This is a genomic window from Prochlorococcus marinus XMU1419 (assembly GCF_017695955.1).
Taxonomy (GTDB): Bacteria; Cyanobacteriota; Cyanobacteriia; order PCC-6307; family Cyanobiaceae; genus Prochlorococcus_A; species Prochlorococcus_A marinus_AD.
The window spans coordinates 160,853-174,853 of the sequence record NZ_JAAORO010000001.1; the positions used below are offsets into that span (position 1 = coordinate 160,853).

Sequence of the window (14,001 nt, forward strand, 5' to 3'; positions counted from 1 at the left end):
TTAATTTGGCGCCAGTTAGTTAATATAAAAAGAATAAATTTTCATAGAAAACTATGACGTCTAATAAGATTATTGAAAAAAGTGAAGTTAGGGATTATTTTAATGGCACTGGCTTTGAAAGATGGAATAAAATTTATAGCAAATCTGATGAAATTAATACAGTTCAGAAAAATATTAGGAAAGGACATCAAAAAACTGTAGACGATGTGGTCTCATACATCGAAAATTATCCTGAACTAACAAAAAAAAGTTATTGTGATGCAGGATGTGGTGTAGGAAGTCTGTCTATACCTTTACTAAGACTTGGCATAAAAGAACTACAGGTGAGCGATATTTCTTCTGAAATGATTAAAGAAACAAAAAAACGTATCAAGGAGTTAGGTTTGACTAAAGGTAAAATAAAATATGAGGTTTGTGATCTTGAAAAATTAAAAGGATTATTTGATGTTGTAGTTTGTTTAGATGTATTTATTCATTATCCTCAACCGATTGCTGAAGAAATGGTCCAACATCTATGCGATTTAAGCAAAGAAAAACTAATCGTTAGCTTTGCTCCTTATACTCCGGTTCTTGCTGTTCTAAAAAATATTGGGAAATTATTTCCTGGGCCAAGTAAAACTACAAGAGCATATACATTAAAAGAAGAGGGCATTATTAATGCTGCTAAAGAAAGAGGATTTAAAGTGGTTAAAAAGAAATTAAATAAAGCTCCTTTTTATTTTTCAAAACTAATTGAATTCGAGAAAATTTAATAATTTATTTTACCAAATGATTTTCAAGTGCATAACGAACCAATTCTGTTCGGCTAGATGTACTTGTCTTGATAAAAAGTCTACTTACATATTTTTCAACATTTCTAATAGATGTTTCAAGCTGCCTTGCAATTTCCTTGTTCATCAGCCCTTCTGCTACTAGTTGCAGTACACTTGCTTCTCTTGGAGTAAAAGTAGGAAGATTTAATTTATTTTCTGAATTAGTGGGATTTTGGTCTGTGAGCATAGATTTTATTTCAGTAATTTGCTTCGCCATTTTGCTTACATCAATATCCGCGAATCGTGCGGCTTCTTTAAGTAAACGTTCTTGTCTGTTGATTACGTTTTTTACTCTTGCAGCTAATTCATCAGGGTCGAAAGGTTTGGAAATATAATCATCAACTCCTGCGAGATAACCTTCTGTTCTGTCTAGGGTCATTCCCTTTGCAGTTAGAAAAATAACAGGAGTTCCTCCTAATTTTTCATCCTCTCTAATTTTTTCTAATAAAGCATAACCGTTAGCTCGTGGCATCATAATATCGCTTATTATTAAATCAGGAAAAACTGTTTGAGCTTTTTCCCAACCATCCTCTCCATCAACTGCAATAAATATTTCAAAGCCTTCATCTTCTAGAAATGTTTTAACAGCTGTTCTTAATCCGGGCTCATCATCAACTAATAAAATTCTTGATTTTCTTACCGGTTCATTATTTATTTGATTAATTTCATTCATTTTTTGAATTCTTTAATTTGATTTTCTAGTAATAAAGAGAATTTTATATACTAAATACAATGCTATCAACTCCTATACTACTAGATTATCAATCTTCGACTCCTTGCTCTAAGGATGTTGTTGATTCTATGAAACCTTTTTGGAGTGAGATATTTTCTAACCCTGCAAGCAAATCTAATTTGGCTGGAATCAAAGCAAGCGCTATATTAGAGGCCTCAAGAGAAAAAATAGAACAAAATTTATTTCTTAAGAATAAAAAAGTTATTTTTACAAGTGGCGCAACAGAGTCTAATAACCTAGCTTTATTGGGTTTTGCGAGAAATTACTATAAAAAAACAGGAAATTATGGACATATTATTACCTTAAAAACGGAGCACAAAGCTGTACTTGAACCACTAATCCAACTAAAAAAAGAGGGATTTCAAGTTACGGAAATTAATCCTGAGAAAGATGGATTAATTTCAGAAGAACAATTCAAAAAAAATATAAGAGAAGATACATTTATGGTTAGTGTTATGTTGGCAAATAACGAAATAGGAGTTATTCAGCCTATAGGGAATATTTCAAAGATATGTAAATCGAGAGGAATAACTCTCCACTCTGATTTTGCACAATGTTTAGGGTATATCGAGTTAGAAAATCTTTTATCAGATGTAAATATGATAACGATGAGTTCTCACAAAATATATGGTCCTAAAGGGATTGGACTTCTTTTGATTGATAAAGGAATTAATCTTGAGCCTTTAATTGTTGGCGGAGGTCAGGAATATGGTCTCAGGTCTGGTACATTACCTCTTCCTTTAGTAGTTGGCTTTGCTAAAGCAATAGAGATAGCAGTTTCTAATCAAAAAAGTAATGCTGAGAAATTACTTTTGTATAGAAATAATCTTTTGGAGGGTTTGTTAGAAAATAATTCTGGTTTATTAATTAATGGCTCAATAGAAAAAAGATTACCTCAAAATTTAAATTTCACTGTCTTGGATTTAAACGGAGCAAAGTTTCATAAAGTTTTAAAATCAAAAATAATTTGTTCTAGTGGATCTGCATGCAGTAATGGTGAACCATCTCATGTTTTACTAGCCTTAGGTAGATCTTTTAAAGAAGCAGAATCTTCAATAAGGTTAAGTATTGGATTAAGTACTAATTCAAAAGAGATAAAAGAAGCAATTCAAATTCTTACAAATACGATCAAATCATTACGTTAGAAATTATTAGCTTCTTAATTGAGCAATTCTTAATTTTCCACTTCTAGCTCTTCTATTTAGTTCGACTTCTTGTTCGGATGGTGTGATTGGCTTTTTTGTGAGATTTTTTATTCTTTGATCATTCTTAAAAGAATTTTTAACTAACCTATCTTCCAGGGAATGAAAACTAATAATAGAAATAATTCCCCCCGGTAGAAGCCAATTAGGGACAACTTGCAAAAATTTTTCTAGTACTTCAATTTCTTTATTAACGGCAATTCTTAGTGCTTGAAATGTTCTTGTTGCTGGGTGTAATTTTTTATATCTTTGTTTTGGTGGGAAGCAGCCGGCAATAGAATAAGCTAACTCTTTTGTTCCAGAATATTTACCATTTTCCTTCAAATCCATTTTTATTTTCCTAGCAATCTTTCTTGATAGTCTTTCATCTCCATATTTATAAATTAGGTTAGCTAGATCTTTTTCATTTAAATCTTCAATTAAATTCTCTGCATTAACCTCAAGAAAAGGATTCATCCGCATATCAAGTGGACCATCTTTTTGGAAACTAAATCCTCTTTTAGGATCATCAATTTGGTTACTATTTACTCCAAGATCTGCAATCACAAAAGAAACTTTTTCTTTTGGTATAAATTCCGCAAAATTTGAAGCCTTTATATCAATCCTATTTTTAAATTCATCAAGTTTTTTTGATGCTGATTTTCTTGCGAATGGATCTTGATCAAGGCCAATTATTTTTAAATCCGAATATTTTCTCAATAGATGATAAGAGTGCCCGCCTCCGCCTAAAGTTGCGTCTATTCCTTTAAATTGGTTGTTATGTATTAATGGGTAATGCTCTAATGAGGCCATAATCTCATCTGTCATAACTGATTTATGATTGAAAAAAGATGAATCAGATAGGTCAGTTTGCATAACTTTCGACTAAGATTTGTTTAGAAGTTAAATTTCGAATGGCTCAGCTAGAGACTAGAACAGAACCAATGGTGGTCAATTTTGGACCTCATCATCCCTCAATGCATGGGGTTTTAAGGTTAGTTGTAACTCTAGATGGTGAGAATGTCATTGATTGTGAGCCAGTAATTGGATATTTACATAGAGGAATGGAAAAGATAGCTGAAAATAGAACAAATGTAATGTATGTCCCTTATGTAAGCAGAATGGATTATGCAGCAGGAATGTTTTATGAAGCTATTGTAGTAAATGCTCCTGAAAGATTAGCTAATATTCCAGTTCCTAAAAGAGCAAGTTACATCAGAGTTCTTATGCTCGAACTTAATCGTATTGCTAATCATCTTTTATGGCTTGGTCCTTTTTTAGCAGACGTGGGAGCTCAAACTCCATTTTTCTATATTTTTAGAGAAAGAGAAATGATTTATGATCTCTGGGAAGCTGCTACTGGACAAAGGCTAATAAATAATAATTTCTTTAGGATAGGTGGTGTCGCATGTGATCTTCCATACGGATGGTTAGAAAAATGTATAGACTTTTGTGATTGGTTCGGTCCTAAAATAGATGAATACGAAAAATTAATCACAAATAATCCAATTTTTAGAAAAAGAATTGAAGGTCTCGGAACAATACAAAGAGACCAGGCAATTAATTGGTCTTTGTCTGGGCCAATGCTTAGAGCTTCTGGAGTTTCCTGGGATTTAAGGAAAGTCGATAGTTATGAATGTTATGACGATTTTGATTGGCAGATTGCTTCAGAAAAAGAGGGAGATTGCTATGCGAGATATCGAGTAAGAGTTGAAGAGATGAGACAATCACTGAGCATCATTCGCCAAGCCTGCGAAATGATTCCAGGAGGTCCAACAGAAAATTTAGAAGCTCAAAGAATGGCGGCTGAAGATAAGAAAAATGAAATATTTGGTATTGACTATCAATATGTAGCTAAGAAGGTTGCTCCAACGTTTAAAATTCCTAACGGAGAATTGTATACAAGATTAGAGTCCGGTAAAGGAGAAATAGGTGTATTTATTCAAGGAAATAATGAAGTTACCCCGTGGAGATTTAAAATCAGAGCAGCTGATTTAAATAATCTGCAAATATTGCCTCATATTCTTAAAGGTGCCAAGATCGCAGATATTATGGCAATCCTTGGTTCAATAGATGTCATTATGGGATCTGTTGATAGATAAGTTCTTTAAATGAAACCCGCTGATTGGTTAATATTGCAGAAGAAGGTAAGATTTGGTGATTGTGATTCTGCAGGTGTAATTCATTTTCACAACTTATTAAAATGGTCGCACGAAGCCTGGGAAGAGAGTATTGAAATTTATGGGATTCCTTATCAAGATATTTTCCCGGATTTTTCTATACGTAAATCTCAAATTATTTTCCCCATAGTAAATTGCGAAGCAAACTTTCTTGCGCCTATAAAAATTGGAGATTTTTTAAAAATAAAAATTACCCCTCATAAAATTAATACACATTTGTTCCAAGTAAATAGCTTTTTTATAAAAAATGGAAATAAAGTAGCAGAAGGAAAAATAATACATTGTTCCATAGATGTTGATTCAAGAAATAAAATAGAACTTCCCGATCAGTTAGAAAGGTGGATAGAAGCTTCAAATGTAAGTGCAAATTTAAAAGAATGCTAATTCTTATTTTTTAAATTTATAGTTTATTTTTAACAATCCACTTTTCAGGTTTTTCATGTTTAGGCCAACTTTGGGAAAATTTTTTTAATAAATTTAAAGAATTTTCAATTTTTTTATGATTTGTAAGTTCTCTAAATTCAATAATTATATTAATTTTATTTCCCCATAATTTGTCGGATACTTTTGAAATATTGAATTTATTAATTGGGATATTTTCTTTAATAATGAAAGCATTTAATCGAGTTTCAATTATTTTTGGAAAAACGATTTCTCCTCCTGAATTAAAAGCTTTATCACTTCTTCCAAGAAATTTTAAATATAAAGAATTATTGATTTGATTAATTTCACCTAAATCACCGGTTTGCCACCACCCTTTTTTATTTTTGAAATTTTCAGTTTTTGAAGAGTCTATTATTTCGATTCCAATTCTGGCTGATTTAATCTCGATTATTCCTTGTGTGTTAATTCTTATTTGTGTATCAGGTAGTATTTCTCCAACATTTTCAAAACCCATTAAGAATTCTTTTGGTTTTAAACTAGTAACCATTGCTGCTGTTTCAGTTGAGCCGTAACAAGGTGCTAATTTTATTTTTTCTTCTATACATTGTTCTGCAGTTTCGCCTGAGATAGAAGCTCCACCTACCCAAATTAGATCAAAAATTTTTAGCCAACTAATACCATCTTTTTGAGCTAAAAGTCTTTGTAATTGGGTAGGTACTAATGATGTAATTAGATGTTTTTTGTTTTTTTTAGATTTAATTGTAAAAAGTAAAAGTTCTCGAGTTTTTTTTATTAAATTTGGAGAAATATTAATACAATCACATCCCCAAGTTTGACTTCTAACAATTGGCATTAAGCCACTTATATGGTTCAGGGGTAAAGTATTTAAAATTAAGCAGTTTTGTAATTCAAATCCTTGTTCAATAAGCCATTGGCCTGATGTAAATGCAGATAATTTAAGATTATCTAAATGGTGAAAACATTTTCTTGGTTTTCCAGTACTGCCACTACTGTTTAAAATAATTGCGGGCCCATTTTCAGTAATTGAATTTAATATATCTTCATCTTTATAAAATTTGTTTTTTACATAAATAATTTTCTTCTCTCTAATTTTTTCAATAATTTTCTCTACAGATTGAGTTTCATTATTTTCAACTTCAATAGTATGAATTTTATTTTTCATAGTTGATCCCATATCTTTTTTGCTTCATTTAAAAATAGAAACGAATTAGGGAATTTATTTATTGCTAAACCAGGAACTTTTGGAGTTGGTCCTTGTAATTGTAGAGACGATAAATGATAAAGCCATCTCTTCCCTATTCCAGTTTCAAATGAAGTACTTATAGATATTAAAGCTTTTTTATTTTCTAATTCTCTTAGAAGCTTAACTGGATTATTTTCTTGAGAAGGCCTTCGAATTTGCCAACCCTTCCACTCATCAATCAAAGTTGGAAATTTTAAAAGTGATTCGTCTAAGGCTATCGGGATTTTTTTGTTGAGTTCTTTCATTCCTTCAATATCATCAACACAGAGAGGTTGTTCTAACCAATCTATGTTTTTGTTATCTTTCAAAATATCAGCCCATCTATTAGCAATCTTTCTACCCCAAGAACCATTAGCATCTATTCTTAACTTAATATTATTGCTTATTTGGCTTAAAATTTCTTCTAAATTTGCTTCTTCCTCATGGTTATCTCTTAATGCTAATTTCCATTTTATGGTTACTGGTTTCCCAATTTTTGATTGTCTTTTTTTAATTATATCTAGCTCTGAAATTACATTTTCAGAATTTAAAAGTATGGCTGTTTTATCGATTTCATCAAAGGCATAGTTTTCTTTAAAAATTATTTTTCCATTTATCTCAGCTAATGCAGAATTTATTGCAGATTGAATGCATGGGTGAAAATTATTTATTTGTTCAGATAAATTAAATACTTCTACATTCTCAGGTATCATATTTAGTTGTTTTGCACATTTTTTTAAGTCATCTTCTAGAAGTGGTGAAACTTCTCCAAACCCAATTTTTTTATCATTACTTGTTAATTTAATTATCCAACCCAGTTTTGTAAGATAAGTGGTTTTAGAATTTTTTACTTTTGTGGATAACTTAAAGCTATAAGATTTTTTTTTAAATATTATGTTCATTTATTAAGTAAGTAATTAAATATTAATCCTGTGATTAAGCCAACTCCATTAAGAGTTTGAAATTTTATTGCGACGAATTTGGAATTTTTTATTGCAGAAGGTTTTTTATAATAAGACTTTAATAAATTTATAAGTCTTATTGCTTGAGGAAAACTAATAAAATAAAGGATACAAAACACTGGAATAAATCCAGTAACTATAGTTAAAAGTTGAAAAATATATATTGTAAAAATTATCCAAGGCACAAATTGAGAACCTTTTTTTGCTCCTAGGCGAACTAAAGGTGAATTTTTCCCATGCTTTTTATCTTCAGAAATTTGATGAAAATGAGAACAAAATAATACAAGAGTTGTTGCTAATGAAGGTCCTGAACCAAGTAATAAAGAAACTTTCCAGGGAACATTTTCTAAGTAAATATTAGAAGGATTTAAAGCAATTAAGACTGCAGAGTAGGCGAAAGGTCCAAATGCAAGCCAGCATAATGGTTCTCCTAAGCCTTGATAGCCAAATCTAAAAGGAGGTCCTTGATATAAATATCCTAGGAAGCAGCAAGATGCCACTAAAATCAAAATGTTGATACTTGTTGATACTGAAATAATTGAAATTATTAATAAACCAATAACTAAAGATGTATATGCAATAAACGAAATTATTTTTTTATTTTTTATAAGATTTACAATTGAATGGAATTTAAATTCATCGATTCCTGTTTCTGCGTCGAATAAATCATTAGTTAGGTTTTCCCAAAGTAATATAAAAATTGCAGCTAAAGTAAATGCGATTAAATTATAAATTTTTACCTTTTCATATTGATTGAGTATATAAGCCCCTGTTATTAAAACTGGAAGTATGGCAACAGAATAAAGAGGCCATTTTATCGCTTGTTTCCATAATTTTTTTTTATCTTCGTCCATTTTTATTTAACTCACAAAATTCGATCATTATTAAATGTAGTTTATAAATTGAGTTACATTTTTTACTTTATTGCATGATTTTTAGTTATTTTCAATAAGTAATGAAAAATGATTTAAACTTAACAGATTTTTTAAAAGATGTATTTTCCTCTTTCGATAAGAAAGTAGAAAATTCTGGATTAGTAAGTATTTGTGTTGAGATTCCTTGTATTGATTTATTACAAGTATATGAATTGTTTATAAATAAATATCAGTTTTCTTCATTCTGGGAGGAATCTAATGGTATTTCATATATTGCTTTTGAGAAATGTAAATATGTTACTTTGGATGGTCCTAAAAGATTTGAGGTGGCAAAAGAGTTTAATTCTGAGAATTTTAAAAATTTAATTAACTTAACTAATGAATCACATAATTCTGCACTTTCAAAAATAATTTATTTATTTTCTTTTTCTGAAAACTTGAATAATAAGAATTTATCTTCTGATGTCCCTTCTTTGGAAGCTATTTTACCAAAAATATTAATTATTCAAAGTAATAAGAATTGCTGGTTAAGAATCAATGGTCATGTTGAAGGTAAATCATCATTAAGAACATTAATTGAAGAAATATGGACAATTAGAAATAAAGTTATTAATTCTGAGCCAGAATTAATAAAATCATCTAGCTTAAAAAATAGTTTTGATTTACCTATTATTGACGATTTCTTACACTCCTTAGAAATTTCTAATACAAGTTTGAAAAAAGTATTAAATAGAGGAATTCAATTAGTAGAAAAAGGTATTCTCGAAAAGATAGTTTTAGCGAATAGGATTAAAATAAAATTTAGAAATAAATTAGATTTAGTAGAAATTTTAAAAAGATTTAAAAAGAATCATCCAAATACATGCAGATATGTTTGGAAAAGAAATAGTAAGGATATTTTGTTTGGAGCATCTCCAGAAAAATTATTTTGTTTTACTAAACCTAATTTAACTTTGGAGGCTCTTGCAGGAACTATCTCTACTAATTCAAATTACAAGAAACTCCTAAAAAGTACTAAAGACTTAAAGGAACATAATTATGTAACAGAGTATTTGATTAAATGTTTAGAAGTTTCAAAAATAAAAAACTTTGAAAAAAGTGATATTAAGGTAAATTCATTTGGAGATATTTCTCATTTGCAAACACTCATTTCCTCTAGAGTTGAAAATATATGTCCTTTTGAATTGCTTAAAAACTTGCATCCATCTCCTGCTGTTTGTGGTTACCCAAAAAATGTAGCGTTGGATTGGATAAACACTCTTGAGTCTTTCCCTAGAGGAAATTATGCTTCTCCAATGGGTTGGGTTGATTCATCAGGAAATGCTTCATTTCTTTTAGCAATAAGAGGAGCTAGGTATATTGAAGAAAATATTGAATTTACTGCCGGTTCAGGTATAGTTTCAGGCTCTGTTTTAGATAAAGAAATAGATGAGATTAAATTAAAATTTGAATCTATAGTAAAACAAATATTTTTCGCTAAAAATCCTAGATAATTTCCACTAATTTTTCAATAACTTCCTCTGAAACATTTTTATTGGATAAATTTTCTATTTCTCTTAATCCTGTTGGACTGGTTACATTAATCTCGCTAAGCATTCCATTTATTACATCAATACCGACAAAAAATAAACCTTCATCTTTAAAGTGTTTAGATAACTCTGAGCAGATACTTTTTTCTTTTTCTGTTAATAAGGTTGGTTCAGCCTTACCTCCCATTGCCAAATTACTCCTAAAATCACCTCCTTGAGGAATCCTATTTATAGATCCAATTGCTTCACCATTTACAATAATTATTCTTTTATCACCTTCTACAACTTCAGGAATAAACTTTTGCATCATAACAGGCAATTCTTCTTGAGAAGTTATTAATTCAATGATTGATTTAATGCCTGGGGAATTTTTATTAATCCTGATAACACCTTGACCACCTTTTCCTCCTAGAGGTTTTATAACAACTTCATTATTTATATTTGCAAAATTAATGAGATCTTTTACCTTACTCGCAACTATTGTTGGTGCCATTAAGTGACTGTATCTCAAAGCACCTAACTTTTCATTCCATGCCCTTAATGATGAAGGTTTGTTAATTACTTTTACTCCTTTTCTTTCGGCAACTTCTAAAAGATGGGTTGCATACAAATAAGCCTCATTTACAGGAGGATCTTTTCTCATCCAAATGCAATTAAATTCGGCGAGAGGAATGCAATCATTCTCTTTGAAAGAAATCCACGGATTGACTTCAATTTTTACGGAAGATGCCCATACTTCATCACCTCTAGCTTCAAGGTCTTGAGGCGTACAACTCCAGATTTCAATATTTTTTTTGGATGATGCTTGCATTAATGCAGCAGATGAATCTTTTAGAGGATTTATATTTTTTATTGGATCTATTACAAATAGAAATTTCATAAGATCTAGTTTAATAATGTGTCTAATTTATTTTCATTTTCTAATGTGTAGAGATCGTCGCAGCCTCCAATACCCTCGTTATCTATAAATATTTGTGGTAATGTTCTCCTACCATTTGCTCTTTTAGTCATCAATGCTCTGGCATCTTCATCGCCATCAATCTTATATTCTGTAAAATTTATATTTTTTTTCTTGAGTAGAGATTTTGCTCGAATACAGAATGGGCAATATTGCCAAGTATAAATTTCAACTTTGGACATTTTTTTAAAATAATACTTAGTTTATACTATTAAACAAAAGTGCCTGTTAGATTATACATAACGATTAAACTCTATTTTGATAGATATTACAGATTTCAAAAAAGATCTTTCGGAACTAACAGAGCGCCTGGGTAATGCTCAGGATTGTCTTTGACGTTCCAAAATTAAAAGCGAAAATGAGGGAGTTAGAGCAAATTTCTGCTCAACCTGCATTTTGGGATAATCAAGATGAAGCGAAAAAACAAATGTTAATTCTTGATGATGTTAAGGCACAACTAGAATTGTTGGATAAATGGAAAACTTTTATTTCTGATGCTAATGCTTCTCTTGAGCTTTATTCTTTAGAACCAGAAGAGGAAATGATTTTGGAATCTAAGGAGGGGCTAAAGAAATTAAGAGAGAATTTAGATAAATGGGAATTTGAAAGGTTGTTAAGTGGTGAATACGATAAGGAAGGAGCAGTAGTTTCTATAAACGCAGGCGCTGGTGGAACAGATGCACAGGATTGGGTAGAAATCTTATTGAGAATGTATTCAAGATGGGCCGATAATAATCAAATGAGTTTAATCATCAATGAATTATCTCAAGGAGAAGAAGCAGGTATTAAAAGTGTAACTTTTGAAATTGATGGAAAATATGCATACGGATATTTAAAATATGAAAAAGGAACTCATAGATTAGTAAGAATTTCTCCTTTTAATGCTAATGGTAAAAGACAAACCAGCTTTGCTGGGGTAGAGGTCATGCCAAAATTAGATGACAATATTTCACTCGATATACCTGAAAAAGATTTAGAAATTACAACAAGTAGATCCGGTGGGGCTGGAGGTCAAAATGTTAATAAAGTAGAGACAGCGGTAAGAATTGTTCATTTGCCTTCAGGGATTTCAGTAAGATGTACTCAAGAAAGATCGCAATTACAAAATAAAGAAAAAGCTATGTTACTCCTTAAGTCTAAACTACTAGTGATTGCTAAAGAACAAAGAGCGGCAGAAGTCGCAGATATTAAAGGTGATATTGTAGAAGCTGCATGGGGCAATCAAATAAGAAATTATGTTTTCCATCCTTACCAAATGGTAAAAGATCTCAGGACTATGCAGGAGACTAATGACTTAGATAGTGTTTTAGATGGTGGACTTGAACTATTTATTCATGAATTATTACGCATGAATATTTCTTCTTACGAATCTATTGAATAACTAATGAAAAATAAAAACGAAAATATAGACAAAAAAGTTGCACCTCCAAGCTTTATAAAGCTTGCTATGCGAAATATGGTAAGGAAGGGTTCAAAAAGTATTTCTCATTTTTCAATAACCTTTCTAGTTTTAATTGGGATATTAATAATTGTAGCCATAATAGGTAAGCCCAATATTCCTGTATAAGAATGTATGAAAGAAAAAATTATTTCTGAAATAAATTTAGACTTGGTTTTTAAATTTAATGAATTTTCCCAATTTTCAAATAATTTAAAAGATTCTAAAAATAAGCTTATTTTTGAATCTATTTTTTGGGAGAAAGTTTTTTTATCTTGGACAAAAATAATATTAAAAAAAGATGATTATAAATTGCCAAATTTCATTTTTGAAAAAAAATCTTTTTCATTAGGCTTACAGATAATATCTAATCAAGAAATTGCTTTTATGAACCAGAAGTGGATGCAAAAAAATGGACCAACTGATGTTCTATCTTTCCCAATTATTTCTGATGAATCTCTAAATAATTTAGATCACATAGAGTTGGGAGATATATTTATATCATTAGAGATGGCACTTGAGCAATCTCATGAATATAAAAATTCAATCTATAAAGAAATGCTTTGGTTAGCTAGTCATGGATTTTTACATCTTTTCGGCTGGGAACATAAAAATAATCTTGATTTAGAAAATATGTTAAATTTTCAGGAATATTTAATTAAACAATTAGATTAAAAATCTATGGGGAAAAAAATAAACTCTTTAAAAGATAGAATAGACTCATACAAAACTTCTAGTAATTTATTAAAAAGTTTTAAGTACGCTTTTTGTGGAATTAGTTACGTATTAAAAACTTCAAGAAATTTTAAAATTCAATTAATTTTTGCAGTTACAAGTTTAATTATTGGGTTTTTACTGAAAATTAGTCAAAGTAATTATATGATATTGATTGCCACAATTATGTCTGTTTTAATATTAGAAATATTAAACACATCTATTGAATCAATAGTTGATTTAGTAGTGAAAAAAGAATTTAGTAGTTTGGCGAAAATTTCAAAAGATGCTTCTGCAGGAGCAGTGTTATTAGCTGCCATTAATTCTGTTATTATTGCTTTATATATCTTTATTCCTAAAATAAAGTTGTTATTTGAATCCATATAAATATGTTTCTTGTTATTGATAATTACGATAGTTTTACATATAATCTTGTGCAATATTTAGGCGAACTTTCTGTTGAGCATGAAATAACTAGAGAATTAATAGTTAAAAGAAATGATGAAATTACTTTGGAAGAAATTATCAAACTAAATCCTAATGGCATCCTATTATCTCCAGGTCCTGGTAATCCAGATCAATCTGGAATTTGTCTGCCAATATTAAAAAAATTATCCAAAAATATTCCGATATTGGGAGTTTGTTTAGGGCATCAAGCTTTGGCCCAAGCTTTTGGAGGTAAGGTTATAGTTGGTAAAGAACTAATGCATGGTAAGACATCCAAAATATTTCATAATCAAAAAGGTTTGTTTAAAGATATCGAGACTCCATTTGTGGCGACTAGATATCATAGTCTTATAGTTGATTCAAGTTCATTACCATCTTGTTTCGATATAACTGCGACTTTAGAAGACTCAACTATTATGGCTATTTCTCACAAAGAATATAAACATTTACATGGGGTACAGTTTCATCCTGAAAGTGTATTGACACAATTTGGTCATAAATTAATTAGTAATTTTCTAAAAATGGCTGAACAAAAGTAAAATACT

17 protein-coding genes are annotated in these 14,001 nt (G+C 30.0%); 10 read left to right on the top strand and 7 right to left on the bottom strand.

Features of this window, described 5'->3' with window-relative positions:
* Positions 1–53 precede the first annotated feature (53 nt).
* A complete protein-coding gene (bchM, locus tag HA151_RS00870; RefSeq protein WP_209105692.1) occupies positions 54–752 on the top strand; it encodes a magnesium protoporphyrin IX methyltransferase in 699 nt (232 codons plus the stop codon).
* A 4-nt stretch (positions 753–756) separates the two neighbouring features.
* Here the strand turns inward: bchM and HA151_RS00875 are convergent, their stop codons facing one another.
* Positions 757–1,485: a response regulator transcription factor gene (locus tag HA151_RS00875; RefSeq protein ID WP_209105693.1), complete on the bottom strand. Its 729-nt coding sequence runs from the start codon at positions 1,483–1,485 to the stop codon at positions 757–759.
* 59 nt (positions 1,486–1,544) lie between these two features.
* Between HA151_RS00875 and HA151_RS00880 the strand changes: the two genes are divergently transcribed.
* Positions 1,545–2,690 carry a cysteine desulfurase family protein gene (locus tag HA151_RS00880; RefSeq protein ID WP_209105694.1) on the top strand — a complete coding sequence of 382 codons (1,146 nt, stop codon included), beginning with the start codon at positions 1,545–1,547 and terminating at the stop codon, positions 2,688–2,690.
* A gap of 6 nt (positions 2,691–2,696) precedes the next feature.
* Here the strand turns inward: HA151_RS00880 and rsmH are convergent, their stop codons facing one another.
* A complete protein-coding gene (gene rsmH, locus HA151_RS00885; RefSeq protein ID WP_209105695.1) occupies positions 2,697–3,602 on the bottom strand; it encodes a 16S rRNA (cytosine(1402)-N(4))-methyltransferase RsmH in 906 nt (301 codons plus the stop codon).
* Between the two features lie 38 nt (positions 3,603–3,640).
* Here rsmH and HA151_RS00890 point away from each other — a divergent pair, with 38 nt between their 5' ends.
* Together HA151_RS00890 and HA151_RS00895 are read left to right on the top strand one after the other, a co-directional pair.
* Positions 3,641–4,828, top strand: a complete 1,188-nt coding sequence (locus HA151_RS00890; RefSeq protein WP_209105696.1) for an NAD(P)H-quinone oxidoreductase subunit H — start codon at positions 3,641–3,643, stop codon at positions 4,826–4,828.
* A 9-nt stretch (positions 4,829–4,837) separates the two neighbouring features.
* Complete coding sequence (locus tag HA151_RS00895) at positions 4,838–5,290, top strand: acyl-CoA thioesterase (protein WP_209105697.1); 453 nt, start codon at positions 4,838–4,840, stop codon at positions 5,288–5,290.
* Between the two features lie 16 nt (positions 5,291–5,306).
* On the opposite strand, the gene HA151_RS00900 is transcribed toward HA151_RS00895, so the two are convergent.
* The 3 genes from HA151_RS00900 to menA are packed head-to-tail and all read right to left on the bottom strand — an operon-like array spanning position 5,307 to position 8,349.
* Positions 5,307–6,473, bottom strand: coding sequence for an AMP-binding protein (locus tag HA151_RS00900; protein WP_245151540.1), 1,167 nt, complete (start codon positions 6,471–6,473; stop codon positions 5,307–5,309).
* On the bottom strand, positions 6,470–7,435 hold the full coding sequence (locus HA151_RS00905; protein ID WP_209105699.1) for an o-succinylbenzoate synthase: 966 nt from the start codon (positions 7,433–7,435) through the stop codon (positions 6,470–6,472). The genes HA151_RS00900 and HA151_RS00905 overlap by 4 nt, the downstream gene beginning before the upstream one ends.
* Positions 7,432–8,349 (bottom strand): 2-carboxy-1,4-naphthoquinone phytyltransferase, encoded by a 918-nt coding sequence (gene menA, locus HA151_RS00910; RefSeq protein WP_209105700.1) that lies wholly within the window; start codon positions 8,347–8,349, stop codon positions 7,432–7,434. Before menA ends, HA151_RS00905 begins: the two co-directional genes overlap by 4 nt.
* Before the next feature lie 101 nt (positions 8,350–8,450).
* Between menA and HA151_RS00915 the strand changes: the two genes are divergently transcribed.
* Positions 8,451–9,863 (top strand): chorismate-binding protein, encoded by a 1,413-nt coding sequence (locus HA151_RS00915; RefSeq protein ID WP_209105701.1) that lies wholly within the window; start codon positions 8,451–8,453, stop codon positions 9,861–9,863.
* On the opposite strand, the gene gshB is transcribed toward HA151_RS00915, so the two are convergent.
* Positions 9,856–10,779 carry a glutathione synthase gene (gshB, locus tag HA151_RS00920; protein ID WP_209105702.1) on the bottom strand — a complete coding sequence of 308 codons (924 nt, stop codon included), beginning with the start codon at positions 10,777–10,779 and terminating at the stop codon, positions 9,856–9,858. The two genes, HA151_RS00915 and gshB, sit on opposite strands and share 8 nt — an antisense overlap.
* A 5-nt stretch (positions 10,780–10,784) precedes the next feature.
* On the bottom strand, positions 10,785–11,039 hold the full coding sequence (gene grxC, locus HA151_RS00925; protein ID WP_209105703.1) for a glutaredoxin 3: 255 nt from the start codon (positions 11,037–11,039) through the stop codon (positions 10,785–10,787).
* A 76-nt stretch (positions 11,040–11,115) separates the two neighbouring features.
* On the opposite strand from grxC, the gene prfB reads away from it, so the two are divergent.
* The 5 genes from prfB to HA151_RS00950 all read left to right on the top strand — a co-directional run bounded on the left by prfB (position 11,116) and on the right by HA151_RS00950 (position 13,995).
* Positions 11,116–12,238, top strand: a protein-coding gene (gene prfB / locus HA151_RS00930; protein WP_209105704.1) for a peptide chain release factor 2 whose coding sequence is annotated in 2 segments (ribosomal slippage) — positions 11,116–11,190 and positions 11,192–12,238 — 1,122 coding nt in all. Because the reading frame shifts where the segments join, the coding sequence is not laid out codon by codon here.
* Positions 12,239–12,241: 3 nt separating this feature from the next.
* Complete coding sequence (locus HA151_RS00935) at positions 12,242–12,424, top strand: DUF3285 domain-containing protein (RefSeq protein WP_209105705.1); 183 nt, start codon at positions 12,242–12,244, stop codon at positions 12,422–12,424.
* A 6-nt stretch (positions 12,425–12,430) separates the two neighbouring features.
* Entirely contained in the window at positions 12,431–12,970 is a 540-nt protein-coding gene (gene ybeY, locus HA151_RS00940) for an rRNA maturation RNase YbeY (protein WP_209105706.1), read from the top strand.
* Between the two features lie 6 nt (positions 12,971–12,976).
* Positions 12,977–13,396 (top strand): diacylglycerol kinase family protein, encoded by a 420-nt coding sequence (locus HA151_RS00945; protein WP_209105707.1) that lies wholly within the window; start codon positions 12,977–12,979, stop codon positions 13,394–13,396.
* 2 nt (positions 13,397–13,398) lie between these two features.
* Positions 13,399–13,995, top strand: coding sequence for an anthranilate synthase component II (locus tag HA151_RS00950; RefSeq protein WP_209105708.1), 597 nt, complete (start codon positions 13,399–13,401; stop codon positions 13,993–13,995).
* Positions 13,996–14,001: the final 6 nt, after the last annotated feature.

What these genes read in the sequence shown, in the direction of transcription:
- HA151_RS00880 (WP_209105694.1), top strand. Translation starts at nt 1,545, where the DNA reads ATGCTATCAACTCCTATACTACTAGATTATCAATCTTCGACTCCTTGC.
- HA151_RS00935 (WP_209105705.1), top strand. Translation starts at nt 12,242, where the DNA reads ATGAAAAATAAAAACGAAAATATAGACAAAAAAGTTGCACCTCCAAGC.
- grxC (WP_209105703.1), bottom strand. Translation starts at nt 11,039, where the DNA reads ATGTCCAAAGTTGAAATTTATACTTGGCAATATTGCCCATTCTGTATT.
- bchM (WP_209105692.1), top strand. Translation starts at nt 54, where the DNA reads ATGACGTCTAATAAGATTATTGAAAAAAGTGAAGTTAGGGATTATTTT.
- ybeY (WP_209105706.1), top strand. Translation starts at nt 12,431, where the DNA reads ATGAAAGAAAAAATTATTTCTGAAATAAATTTAGACTTGGTTTTTAAA.
- rsmH (WP_209105695.1), bottom strand. Translation starts at nt 3,602, where the DNA reads ATGCAAACTGACCTATCTGATTCATCTTTTTTCAATCATAAATCAGTT.
- menA (WP_209105700.1), bottom strand. Translation starts at nt 8,349, where the DNA reads ATGGACGAAGATAAAAAAAAATTATGGAAACAAGCGATAAAATGGCCT.
- HA151_RS00950 (WP_209105708.1), top strand. Translation starts at nt 13,399, where the DNA reads ATGTTTCTTGTTATTGATAATTACGATAGTTTTACATATAATCTTGTG.
- HA151_RS00905 (WP_209105699.1), bottom strand. Translation starts at nt 7,435, where the DNA reads ATGAACATAATATTTAAAAAAAAATCTTATAGCTTTAAGTTATCCACA.
- HA151_RS00900 (WP_245151540.1), bottom strand. Translation starts at nt 6,473, where the DNA reads ATGAAAAATAAAATTCATACTATTGAAGTTGAAAATAATGAAACTCAA.
- HA151_RS00890 (WP_209105696.1), top strand. Translation starts at nt 3,641, where the DNA reads ATGGCTCAGCTAGAGACTAGAACAGAACCAATGGTGGTCAATTTTGGA.
- HA151_RS00945 (WP_209105707.1), top strand. Translation starts at nt 12,977, where the DNA reads ATGGGGAAAAAAATAAACTCTTTAAAAGATAGAATAGACTCATACAAA.
- HA151_RS00915 (WP_209105701.1), top strand. Translation starts at nt 8,451, where the DNA reads ATGAAAAATGATTTAAACTTAACAGATTTTTTAAAAGATGTATTTTCC.
- HA151_RS00895 (WP_209105697.1), top strand. Translation starts at nt 4,838, where the DNA reads ATGAAACCCGCTGATTGGTTAATATTGCAGAAGAAGGTAAGATTTGGT.
- HA151_RS00875 (WP_209105693.1), bottom strand. Translation starts at nt 1,485, where the DNA reads ATGAATGAAATTAATCAAATAAATAATGAACCGGTAAGAAAATCAAGA.
- gshB (WP_209105702.1), bottom strand. Translation starts at nt 10,779, where the DNA reads ATGAAATTTCTATTTGTAATAGATCCAATAAAAAATATAAATCCTCTA.